The 11,181-nt window shown below is 41.2% G+C and carries 12 protein-coding genes; 1 reads left to right on the forward strand and 11 read right to left on the reverse strand.

Translation table 11 applies throughout. The annotated features are described in order from the left end of the window. From AB1488_07400 to AB1488_07450, 11 genes are all read right to left on the reverse strand, one after another. Nucleotides 1–1,829: molybdopterin-dependent oxidoreductase (locus AB1488_07400; GenBank protein MEW6409922.1), on the reverse strand; the 1,829-nt coding region annotated here is incomplete at its 3' end. A gap of 26 nt (nucleotides 1,830–1,855) precedes the next feature. Continuing rightward, nucleotides 1,856–3,685, reverse strand: coding sequence for an NADH-quinone oxidoreductase subunit NuoF (locus AB1488_07405; protein MEW6409923.1), 1,830 nt, complete (start codon nucleotides 3,683–3,685; stop codon nucleotides 1,856–1,858). An 81-nt stretch (nucleotides 3,686–3,766) separates the two neighbouring features. Beyond that, entirely contained in the window at nucleotides 3,767–4,150 is a 384-nt protein-coding gene (locus tag AB1488_07410) for a (2Fe-2S) ferredoxin domain-containing protein (GenBank protein MEW6409924.1), read from the reverse strand. A 14-nt stretch (nucleotides 4,151–4,164) separates the two neighbouring features. Then, nucleotides 4,165–5,028, reverse strand: a complete 864-nt coding sequence (locus AB1488_07415; GenBank protein MEW6409925.1) for an NAD(P)H-dependent oxidoreductase subunit E — start codon at nucleotides 5,026–5,028, stop codon at nucleotides 4,165–4,167. Nucleotides 5,029–5,105: 77 nt separating this feature from the next. Then, on the reverse strand, nucleotides 5,106–5,873 hold the full coding sequence (locus tag AB1488_07420) for a response regulator (GenBank protein ID MEW6409926.1): 768 nt from the start codon (nucleotides 5,871–5,873) through the stop codon (nucleotides 5,106–5,108). A gap of 82 nt (nucleotides 5,874–5,955) precedes the next feature. Further along, complete coding sequence (locus AB1488_07425) at nucleotides 5,956–6,495, reverse strand: ATP-binding protein (protein ID MEW6409927.1); 540 nt, start codon at nucleotides 6,493–6,495, stop codon at nucleotides 5,956–5,958. Next, nucleotides 6,495–7,241: a PHP domain-containing protein gene (locus AB1488_07430; protein MEW6409928.1), complete on the reverse strand. Its 747-nt coding sequence runs from the start codon at nucleotides 7,239–7,241 to the stop codon at nucleotides 6,495–6,497. Before AB1488_07430 ends, AB1488_07425 begins: the two co-directional genes overlap by 1 nt. A gap of 209 nt (nucleotides 7,242–7,450) precedes the next feature. Further along, the gene (locus tag AB1488_07435; GenBank protein MEW6409929.1) at nucleotides 7,451–7,783 is read right to left on the reverse strand and encodes a DRTGG domain-containing protein; all 333 of its coding nucleotides are present in this window, start codon (nucleotides 7,781–7,783) and stop codon (nucleotides 7,451–7,453) included. After that, entirely contained in the window at nucleotides 7,770–8,234 is a 465-nt protein-coding gene (locus tag AB1488_07440) for an ATP-binding protein (GenBank protein ID MEW6409930.1), read from the reverse strand. Before AB1488_07440 ends, AB1488_07435 begins: the two co-directional genes overlap by 14 nt. Before the next feature lie 10 nt (nucleotides 8,235–8,244). Continuing rightward, entirely contained in the window at nucleotides 8,245–8,619 is a 375-nt protein-coding gene (locus AB1488_07445; protein MEW6409931.1) for a response regulator, read from the reverse strand. Nucleotides 8,620–8,672: 53 nt separating this feature from the next. Then, the gene (locus AB1488_07450) at nucleotides 8,673–10,157 is read right to left on the reverse strand and encodes an ATP-binding protein (protein ID MEW6409932.1); all 1,485 of its coding nucleotides are present in this window, start codon (nucleotides 10,155–10,157) and stop codon (nucleotides 8,673–8,675) included. A gap of 207 nt (nucleotides 10,158–10,364) precedes the next feature. Here AB1488_07450 and AB1488_07455 point away from each other — a divergent pair. After that, the coding region (locus AB1488_07455; GenBank protein ID MEW6409933.1) for a LysR family transcriptional regulator at nucleotides 10,365–11,181 on the forward strand (817 nt) is incomplete at its 3' end.

Below are 11,181 nucleotides of genomic sequence, written 5' to 3' on the forward strand. Positions count from 1 at the left end.
ACAGGGTCTTCTCCCATGATATAAAGGGCTTTCAGAGAGTCTTTTTTATATAACATCTCGAATATATCTTTCCCAGGCATCCCTTCTATAGATCTGAGGTCCTGAAGTTCTGAAGTTTTTGTAATGGATGTTTCATCTTCAGCACTTCTGCTCTTCAGCTCTAAGGTTCTGATATTTGGTGTCAGCACCTGCCATAAACCATAGGTGTTAGAGTATTCCGCTGGCATCTGAAGAGCAGAAGGTCCATCACCTGTGAGTATTGAGAGATTGGCTGCAGCAAGGGCGGTATTTAAGCCTTTTGTGTTTTCAGATGTCCCAATGGTAAGGGCGATAAGCCTGCTTTTAGCCAGAGCAAACTTTTTAGCTGCATTAAGAAAATCATCTTCTTTCACCCCTGTAATCTTTGAGACAGACTCAGGGGTATAATCCTTTAGCATTTCCAATAATGAGTAAAAACCTGATATGGATGATGCCCTTTCTCTGTCGTAAAGGTTTTCATCGATGATTACCTTCATTATCCCATTAAGGATTGCTACACCTGTACCTGGTTTAATCCTCAGCCACTGACTGCTATGTCTTGTGAGTTTTGTTTCTCTTGGGTCTGCTACTATGAGATTTGAACCTTCTTTTTTAGCTTTAAGAAATCTCAATCCCCAGACAGGAAGAGTAGATGTGATATCTGACTCAATTATCAGTATGGATTCTTTCCCTATCGGTGAATCGAGTCGAATGGGAAGGGAATTTAGTCCGAATGCCAGTTCTATTGACTTCTGAATCTTGGCATAGCCAAATCGCGCCGATGAGTCTATGTGGCTGCTTCCTATAGTTTTTCTCATAAATTTCTGTAACATATAGTTGTCTTCGACTGTGCATCTCGGTGAGCCAATCGCCCCTATAGAGTCAGACCCATAGGTTTTTATAATAGACTGAAGCTTCACTCCTGTATAGTAAAGTGCCTCCTCCCATGACACTTTTCTCAGTTCACCATTTTTTCTAATCAGAGGTGTCTTTAATCGGTTTTCAGCATATATAAAGTCAAAGCCAAACCTCCCTTTCCCGCATAAATCACCTTGGTTAATACCCTTTCCTTCTATCCCTCTTGCCCTTAATATTCTGTCTTCTCTTATGTCAAGAGTAATGGTACAGCCAACACCACAGTAAGGGCAGATGTTATCATGCTCTTCGAGAAACCATGCCCGAGCCCTGTATTTAAAGGGTTTACGTCCGAGAGCCCCAACAGGACATGCATCTATGCACTGCCCACAGAATTCGCAGTCAAGGGTCTCTTCAAAGGCAGGACTTACCTTGGCTTTAAAACCACGACCTATAAGGTTAATAGCACCTACCCCTTGAACTTCATAACAGACTCTCACGCACTTTCCGCAGAGTATGCATCTATTTGGATCCCTTTCGACGAGGGGACTACCTGTATCGGCAAGTTCATGTTTCCTTTCTCCCTTGAAGCGACTCTCAGATGGTCCATATTTAAATGCCATGTCCTGAAGTTTACATTCACCTGCTTTATCGCATATCGGGCAGTCCAGTGGGTGATGTATTAAAAGGAGTTCAAGGATAGTTCTCCTTGCCTTCTGCAGCCTTGGCGTATCTGTTTTCACGACCATGCCTGCCTCAGCAGGTGTTGAGCAGGATGCAAGAAGTTTCCTCTGCCCTTCTACTTCCACTATGCAGAGCCTGCATGCTCCGTAGGGTTTGAGTCTCCTGTCATAGCAGAGGTATGGTATATCAATGCCATGCTTAAGGGCTGCCTCAAGGATGGTTGTCCCTTCCTCTACAACAACCTTTCTATCGTTTATTATAAGTTCTATCATCTAAACTCCTCCAAACTTATCACTTATCACTTTTCACTTTTCACTAACATATCTGCTGGACCTATTTTCACTGCATTAAACTTTGTGGGACAGACCTCATAGCATGAGCGACACTTGATGCAAAGTTCCTGATCGATTCTATGAGGCTGTTTCTTCTCCCCTGTAATTGCACTTTGAGGACATGCCTTTAAACATAGACCACAGCCCTTGCATGCTGCCTCATCTATATAAAAGGTCACTAAACTCCCGCAGACCCCTGCCTTACACCATTTTTCTTTTATATGTGATTCATACTCATCCCTGAAATATTTTATGGTAGTTAGAACAGGATTTGGTGCAGTCTGCCCGAGACCACAGAGAGAGGTATCAATAACATCCTGTGAGAGCTCCTGAAGAAGCTCGATGTCTCCTTCATTACCCCTGCCTTCTGTAATATCTACGAGTTTATCTAACATTACCTTCGTGCCTATTCTGCATGGGGGGCACTTTCCACAGGATTCATCTGTTGTAAATTCAAGGAAGAATTTAGCTACATTTACCATACAGTTTAAGTCATCCATAACCACCATGCCACCAGAACCCATGATCGCACCTGTTGCAGTAATTGACTCATAGTCCACAGATGTGTCAATGAGTGATTCGGGTATGCATCCACCTGATGGTCCTCCTATCTGTACGGCTTTGAATTTGCGACCTTTCGTTATACCACCTCCGATATCATAGATTATAGTTCTAATGGGAACCCCCATCGGGACCTCTATTAATCCTATATTGTTTATAGCCCCTGTGAGGGCAAATACCTTTGTGCCTGTGGACTTTTCTGTGCCAAGACTCCTGTACCATTCTGCTCCATTTAAGATTATTGGTGGTATATTGGCGAATGTCTCCACATTGTTCAGGACACTCGGCTTTTCCCAGAGTCCTTTATGAACAGGAAAAGGTGGCCTTGGTCTTGGCATTCCCCGTTTACCTTCTATAGATCGCATAAGCGCTGTCTCTTCACCGCATACAAATGCACCAGCTCCCTGGTATATCTCAATATCAAAATTAAAACCTGTTCTGAGTATGTCTTTGCCGAGTAGACCATACTCTCGTGCCTGTTCGATGGCTATACTCAACCGTTTTACAGCTAATGGATACTCTGCTCTTACATAGATATAGCCCTGTGTTGCATCTATCGCCTTTGCACCAATGATCATTCCTTCAAGGACGGAATGTGGATCTGCTTCCATTACACTCCTGTCCATGAATGCACCAGGGTCACCTTCATCACCATTACAGAGGATATATTTCACATCTGATCTAACCTTTGAACAGAACTCCCACTTTAATCCAGTTGGAAAACCTGCTCCCCCTCTTCCCCTCAATCCTGAATCTTTCACCATCTTGATTATCTCTTCTGGCGTCATCTGGGTCAATGCCTTTGCTGCTGCAAAATATCCATCTCTCGCAATATATTCCTCAATCCTTTCTGGGTCTATCAGTCCTTTATTTCTGAGAACCCGTAGAACCTGAAGGCTAAAGAATGGAATATCCTTCATTACAGGGACTGCGACCTTCTTTTCTGGTTCTCTGTACATCAATCTCTCAACGGGACGCCCTTTCAATAGGTGTTCCTCTACAAGGTAAGGAACATCATCAACTGTTATTTTCTGATAAAAAATCCCTTCGGGATAAACTGATATCACAGGACCCTGAGCACAAAAACCATTACAACCTGTGAGAACCACTTTTATCTCTTCATGTAACCCCCGTCTTTTGATCTCTTCTACCAATACTTCTCTTATTTTCAAGGAGTTGCAGGCTACACATCCGGTTCCTGCACAAAGCATTAAATTAGCACGATATTTCTCCATTCCTTTTCTCCTCATTTATTAGTGTCAGTGTTCAGTGTCTGTTTTCAGTTAACTGACACTCACACTATTCACTGTCACTTTTTAATACGTCGTTTCACTCCCTATAACCAATGCGTATTCCTCCACTATATTACCCCCCAGAAGATGTTCCTTAAAGATCTTCCTTATCTTATCTTCTGTCAGGTCGCTATACTTTACAGGTGCGCTATTAATTATTTCGACTGTTGCCATTGGTTCACGACTGCATAACCCAGCACATCCTGATGTTGTAACTGCGATATCGGTTACACCACTTTTTGATATCTCATCTAATAAGGCGCTCATTATATTTCTTGCACCAGCAGCTATACCACAGGTCCCCATATGCACAGTAACTCTGGCTCTGTAGCCACCAGTTCTCAATGAAGAAGTAGCTTTATATTCCTCTTTTATTTTCTGTAAGTCTTCTATCTTAAGTCTCTGCATTTCTATACACCTCTCTATGCATATTCTTTGAGTACTCCCTTTACCTTTGCAGTATCTAAAGATCCGTGCGTATTATGATCCACCATCACAACTGGAGCAAGTCCACATGCACCGAGACATCTAACGCTTTCAAGGGAAAATTTTCTATCTCTGCTAATCTCACCAACATCAATCTTTAATTCCTCTTTAATCTTTCTGAGTATTTCCTCTGCTCTCTTTACATAGCATGCTGTCCCGAGGCATACCCTTATATTATGCTTTCCCTTTGGTTTCATTGTAAAAAACGAATAAAATGAGACCACACTATGGACTTCACTGACAGGGAGATTCAATCCACGGGCAAGAGCCCGCTGAACAGATGGTGGAAGATAGCCGACTATCTCCTGTGCCTGCTGTAGCACAGGTATAAGGCTTCCAGGTTTGTTCCGATTCTCTCTGATGATTCTATTGATATCTTCAGACTTGTCAGATATATCCTCTTCTGATGGTGCCTTCTCAACATAAACCCCTGTTTTTTTCCATGCCAGTGCCTTTGCAGTTACATCTACCAAGATTGCTGGCGAAAAAGGTTTTGGCAGGTAGTCTATAATCCCTAGACTAAGAGCATCTTTAATGGTTTCCTGAGATGGATAACCTGTAATAACCACAACAGCTGTTTCTGGTTTGGAATCTCTTATCCACCTGATAAGGTCTATACCATCAATCTCTGGCATCTTCAGATCTGTGACGACAAGGTCATAGTTATTCTTCTCAAGCAAACTCATAGCCTCCTTCCCACTCAATGCCCCTTCTATGCTGTAGCCTTCTGGTTTAAGGATACGCTCACAGCTTTTAATTACTATAGGTTCGTCGTCAACGACAAGAATATTACCTTCCATCTCTTTACCTCCTCGGTTATGTTGAGAACAGTTCCCCCTAGTTTCGCAGGATGAGACTTTAGTTTATAGATATCTCGTTATTTCATCTCTGTAACATCAATCCTTGTAAGCCATAGTAGCCATCCTTCTCCAAGGTGTTCTTTAACGAGTGAACACATAACATTATTTGCCTGTGTGTTTATCTCTTTAACTATTCCAGATATGGGAGAGATGAGCTCGTAAATATCCCCTGTACTTGTGAGAAGCCGTGCAAAGGGTTCTCCAGCCACAAGTGTATCTTTGTCCCTCAGGAAATCAACATACATGAGATTACCAGACAGAAGCCAGTATCTGAGGTCAAACCCTATCTCCCATGTAATCCCTTTCAGGGGTCTTGCCCACGTGCCTTCTTTGTAAAATATGACAGGATTATCCTTGTCTCTCAGTTGAACTACATAATCTCTGAACTCATCAATGAATGCCTTCCTTAATATCCAGCCCCGCTTATCAAAGACCTTCCTCGCAACATTAATCATAAACTCAGGTGTAAAGGGTTTCTCGATATACTCAAATGCACCAAGCCTGATCGATTCCTTAGCGTCCTCAAGGGTGGGATAGCCTGTGATTATGACTACATCTGTATTCGGCTGAATGACCCTTGCCTCTTTAAGTACAACCAATCCATTTATATCAGGTAGCCTTATATCAGAAATCAGGAGGTCAAACTCCTCTTTAGATAATCTCTTTAATGCATCTTCTCCTTTTTCTACAGTTGAGATGGTGTAGCCTTCTGCTCCGAGTATCCTTTTACAGCTCAAACAAACGACAGGATCATCGTCCAAAACGAGTATCTTTCTCTTTTCCATATAGCCCTCCTTTCTTGATAGGGTAAAATCTTAATATATTTTACAGAAAATATACAGCAAAATAAATGACAGATTTAACGAATTAGCCGAGCGACTTTAATCCTTCTTCAATTTCCATTCTGATCGATATAAGTGTGTCTGGTGTATTTATCGGGATTCCTCTTAGCTCTCTCTTTATCTTTCTGGTATCAAAGATATAACTATTATTATCTCTTACATGTTTATAAAGAAAGTCTATCTCTGGATTTGCTGCGATAAGTACTATCAATGTCTCTACCATATTTCCGAGTGGTTTTCTGTCTATATGACTATACTGAAATGTTACGGTGAGGGTTGTTCCTTTAGCCTTTTTTGATTTTATTGCAATATCTCCACCACTTTCCTTCGCTGCTTGAGCAATCAGAGATAGTCCCAGTCCTACTCTACGGGTCTTTCGGGTTGTAAAGAATGGATCAAATACTTTCTTTAATGTCTTATTATCTATTCCTCTACCATTATCCTTTATCTCTATTATAAGTGTGTCCCTCTGTATATCTTCGGTGACGATTACCTCGATTCTGTCTGCACCTGCTTCTATGGAGTTTTCTACAATATCCAGTATATGTAAAGACAGGTCTTCCATCACTCCCCCCATTCAATCCTTCTTCCATCAATACCCTTCAGGGCTGATACTATCTCTGCAACAACAGGCTCTTCGATAAAAAAACTCGTTGTCCTTCTACCAATATCTCTCAGAAAGTGGGCATCGGAGAAAGATACCCATGGGATATGGCTGTAATCTTTGAACAGCGATAAAGCTTTATCTTTATCAATCCTTGGAGATATTTCCAATGCATCCAATTTAAGGTTGTCAGGTATAAAACCTAATTGAGAGATTATACCAAACACCTCTCTGTCTATATGGCTTGCAATAGCAAGTCCTTCTAATGAACGAATGACATCCACAATGTTTTGAACTGAGAGACTGGTTGCACCTATCAGCAATCTCTTATTAAAGTTTAATATTTCATCATTTTCATTTACCACTACCTGATAGCCAGATGCCTCTTCATCGTTTTCCCCATCTGATAGATTTGCATAAACTATCTCCTGCAAAGCCATGACATTCTCTATTCTGTCAAAGAGTGCCAGGATATGCACCTCCTCTGAAGATGTTACCTCCATTCCAGCAATGAGATGTATGTCTTTCTCTCTGGCAACCTTTTTTGTAACTGAGAGATTCTCGGCAGAATTATGGTCGCAGATACCAATAATACTCAATTCCTTTGAAGTGGCTTCTATGACTATTCGGGAAGGCGTCATGTTGAGGTCAGCACAGGGAGAGAGACATGAGTGTATATGTAAGTCGGCTCTGAATTGTTTTAGCATTAGATGAAATTCTAAATTCCAAATCCCAAATTACAAATAAATCTCAATGACCGAAATTTCAATAACCAAAACATCTCTTTTGTTTGTAATTTGGTGCTTGGCGATTGGAATTTATTTGGCTATTGATGCTTGAGATTTGGAATTTAAACATTTTGGTATTGTTGGTTTATCATTTAAACCTTGACATTTCTTATCGCTGGGAACAAGCATCATTTAAGGAGATGGTAAAGTCTTCCTGCAATCTCAAAGGTCGGGAGCCTGCTCACCATAATCGTAATACCTTCAGCCTCTGCCTTTTTTAAGGTTTCTTCCTCAGGCTGTCTTCCATTGACAATGATAACACCTGATAGATTTTTTAAACTCGCAACAGCGATGGTATTTGGATGGGTCTGAAGAGTTATCCAGATATCACCCTCCTTGCTGTTTGCTATAACATCCGAGAGGAGATCACTTACATAACCTCCTGTTACTTCTCTTTGAAGGTTTCTCCCTGAGGATTTTACCTCTAAAGACAACTTCTCGACAATCTCAAAAAGTTTCATTTATGATATCCTTTTGTGCTTTTTTGAGGTTTATAATCATTTCAACAGTCGTCCCCTCTCCAACAACTGATTCTATCCTGAATGCATCTGAATTCTTCTTCATATTGGGAAGCCCCATACCAGCACCCCACCCCATCTCCCTGACCCAGTCCGGGGCTGTTGAGTATCCCTCCTGCATTGCCAGTTCAATGTTTTCAATACCAGGTCCCATATCCTCTACGACTATCCTGAGGTGCTCAGGCGTAATATAATAACGCATTATTCCAGCCACTGCATATATTATAACATTCATCTCTGCCTCAAAGGTTGCTATTGTTGTCCTCTTAACAGTATTCTCGTCCAGCCCGAGTTCAATAAGGGTAGACTTCAACTGAGACGATGCCTCACCAGCCCTTATAAAATCCCCTCCAACTAAATGAAAACTTCCTTCAAGTGTATCCTTGACAGCCATTTGTTATCGTTCACGCCAGCCTCTTTTCGAGCGCCCTTTTAACGACACTGAGGAGTTCATCAGGTGTAAATGGCTTCTCGATGTAGTCAAATGCACCAAGTTTAATTGCCTGAACCGCTGTGCCTACCGTTCCAAACCCAGTTATTATAATAACCTCAGTATTAGGCCACCCTTCTTTGATCTTCTGGAGAATCTCAATACCATCCATATCTGGCATCTTGAGATCGGTCAGGACAATGTCAAATATACCATCCTCAAGGCATTTCAGTCCTTCTTCACCACTTGGGACTGTCTCTACCTCATAGCCTTCAGGAATCAATGTCCTCTCACAACTAAGCCTTACTATCGCTTCATCATCTATAACAAGAATTCTCTGTTTATCCATAGCGAACTCCCTTCTAATGAAAACTGAATATTACAATAAACTATAGCATACTGTTATTCCGCTACAGGAAATCTGATAAAGAAGCTTGTTCCTTTGCCTACCATACTTTTAACCATTATCTCTCCGCCATGATGTTTTACAATCCCATAACTCACTGCGAGGCCAAGCCCTGTCCCTTTCCCGACAGGTTTTGTGGTGAAGAAGGGCTCAAAGAGATTGCCGAGATGTTCTTCTGAAATTCCATGCCCTGTGTCAGTAAATTCGATCGAAACAAACGACCTTCCATCTGATGTGACCTTTCGTGTTGCAATAGTAAGTGTTCCTCTATCATCCATAGCATCAGCAGCATTAATAATCATATTCATAAAGACCTGCTGGAGGTGGGAAGGGTCACCTTTAATGTATGGAAGTGTATCATCCATATGTATAACGAGTTTCACATTGTGGAATTTTGCCTGACCTCGCACAATAGAGAGAGTGTTGTCCAGAATCATATTAATATTTATCAGACCTTTCTCAGAGGGTGTTGCTCTGGAAAAACTCAGGAGTCCTTTTATAATCTTTGAACATCTCTCAGTCTGTTCAATGATAATCTCAACATCCTCTCTGTCCTGTTTATTTTCAGGTGGGATTCTCTTTAACATAAGGTGGGAGAAGGTAACGATTCCAGTAAGGGGACTATTAAGTTCATGTGCAACACCTGCTGCCATTCTGCCGAGCGATGCCAGTTTTTCTGTGTGAATTAACTGATTCTGTGCCCTCCTGTATTCTTCTGTCTTTTTGGCGACTTCTTCCTCAAGCGTTTTAGTCCACTCCTCTAATTTTTTTCTTGATGCCTTTAATTCCCTTGTCATCAAGTTAAATGCTGCTCCAAGCATTCCTATCTCATCCTTTGTATTTATATTAACGGTATGATCAAGATCTCCAGAGGCAACCTTTTCCATCCCCTCGGCTAAAAGAGATACTGGTTTAGTAATAAAACGGTAAAGGACGAGACAGAGAACAACAGATATAGCAGAGACAAAAATTACCCCGAAGCCAGCTATAGTATAGCTCTGTTTCCTGATAGATGTTTTTATGGGTGAAAGGGAAAATCGTGTTTCCATCACACCGAGTATATCCTGTTTCTTTGAGTGGACATGGCATGATGCTGTGTAGCAGGAATACATGTTATATATTGGCTCCACGAATTCTAATGTCATTGATCCATCCTTATGTTCTTTTATCGTCCATTGTTTTTTCCTGGCTATTTCTTCCTTTTTCCCCTCCATGTTCAGTCTCAAGATATCGAATGCAATCGAATTCTCTCCAATAGTATTTCCGATCTCAGTTTTGACAGATGAGTAAGCAATCTTACCATCCGAGTCTAATAGCCTGATACCTGTAATACCCTCGGCAGAACCTAAAGATTCAATCGTATTCTGTATCAATTCTCTGTTATAGGTGAGCATACCGTAGTGAATCGACTTCTTCACTGATGCAACAAACGAACCTCCATACTTTAAGACATTATCCATGAACTCCTTCTCTCTATACATAATAAAAGGGCACCATAAGAGAAGACTCATCCCCACGAAGAGAGTCCCAATCGTTAGCACAAGTTTTCCTGTTAATGAATGTAGAGATTTCTTTATCATCAAAGTTGATTATACTACACGAAGGAGAAAAAATGCTACTACGTCCTAAGTTTAAGGGTTGCTTGACATTCGAAGTAAGTAATAGTAAGATATTTATCAATAGATATTATGAACATTGACCTGTTTAAAACATTTATTGTCGTCACAAGACTCCAGAGTATTTACAAGGCAGGCGAAGAAATCTATCTGACACAACCGGCGGTATCGAAGCAGATTAAAGCCCTCGAGCAGCATTACGGTATTAAACTTTTCGAAAGAGGCAACAAAAGACTCATATTAACTGAAGACGGCAAGCACCTATTGGATTACGCTTATCGGATCATGGGCCTTTATAATGAATCAATAGAATCCATTCATGAAAAAGAAAAACAGGTAAAAGGCACTTTAAAGATAGCGGCAAACCTGACCCTCGGCATCTATATTTTGCCAAAGTTAATCAAACCTTTTTACAATATCTATCCTGACCTCAGAATCGAGATGTTCATGGACAATACGGAACATATCCTCAACGCCGTGAAACATGGCGAAGCGAATTTCGGGTTTATCGGAACGAACCCTAGAGACCCTTTAATCATCCTTCATCCTATTTATCAGGACAAGCTTAGAGTAGTTGCTGGGCAAGAGTTAGAAATCAATAAAAAGGTGGTTAGTTGGAAGGAGCTTGAGGCACTCCCTTTTGTGCAGCGGGAAAGAGGATCAGACATTCGTGAGACCTACGAGCAATGGATTAAAGAGCGTGATATCAAATTGACGCCGAGGATAGAATTGAACAACACCGAGGCGATCAAATCCTTCGTACAATCTGGCATGGGATTCTCGATTCTTCCATGGTGCACTGTAGAGCATGAGGTCAGGACGGGATTGCTTCGCGTGATCTCAGTTCCTCACTTTGATTTCCTTCAGAATTATTACATCTGTCATTACA

The sequence above is a fragment of the Nitrospirota bacterium genome (assembly GCA_040756155.1).
GTDB lineage: Bacteria > Nitrospirota > Thermodesulfovibrionia > JACRGW01 > JBFLZU01 > JBFLZU01.